Origin of the sequence: Streptomyces hiroshimensis, from assembly GCF_014650335.1 — a bacterium.
GTDB classification, from domain to species: Bacteria; Actinomycetota; Actinomycetes; order Streptomycetales; family Streptomycetaceae; genus Streptomyces; species Streptomyces hiroshimensis.
This window is the reverse complement of the sequence record NZ_BMUT01000037.1, coordinates 1-812: the sequence shown is the minus strand read 5'-3', so window position 1 is coordinate 812 and position 812 is coordinate 1. Positions and strand designations below refer to the sequence as shown.

The 812-nt window shown below is 56.9% G+C and carries 1 rRNA gene; it reads left to right on the top strand.

The annotated features are described in order from the left end of the window. A 23S ribosomal RNA gene (locus IE241_RS33870) occupies window positions 1-812 on the top strand; the annotation flags it as partial.

Sequence of the window (812 nt, the reverse complement as noted above, 5' to 3'; positions counted from 1 at the left end):
GACTTCGTGGAGGACCGAACCCACCAGGGTTGAAAACCTGGGGGATGACCTGTGGTTAGGGGTGAAAGGCCAATCAAACTCCGTGATAGCTGGTTCTCCCCGAAATGCATTTAGGTGCAGCGTCGTGTGTTTCTTGCCGGAGGTAGAGCACTGGATAGGCGATGGGCCCTACCGGGTTACTGACCTTAGCCAAACTCCGAATGCCGGTAAGTGAGAGCGCGGCAGTGAGACTGTGGGGGATAAGCTCCATGGTCGAGAGGGAAACAGCCCAGAGCATCGACTAAGGCCCCTAAGCGTACGCTAAGTGGGAAAGGATGTGGAGTCGCAGAGACAACCAGGAGGTTGGCTTAGAAGCAGCCACCCTTGAAAGAGTGCGTAATAGCTCACTGGTCAAGTGATTCCGCGCCGACAATGTAGCGGGGCTCAAGCGTACCGCCGAAGTCGTGTCATTCCAGCATGAGGGCCAACGCCCGCTGGGATGGGTAGGGGAGCGTCGTGTGCCGGGTGAAGCAGCCGCGGAAGCGAGTTGTGGACGGTTCACGAGTGAGAATGCAGGCATGAGTAGCGATACACACGTGGGAAACGTGTGCGCCGATTGACTAAGGGTTCCTGGGTCAAGCTGATCTGCCCAGGGTAAGTCGGGACCTAAGGCGAGGCCGACAGGCGTAGTCGATGGACAACCGGTTGATATTCCGGTACCCGCTTTGAAACGCCCAATATCGAATCAGGCGATGCTAAGTCCGTGAAGCCGTTCTGGATCCTTCGGGTGAAGGAAAGTGGTGGAGCCGACGACCCAGACTTGTAGTAGGTAA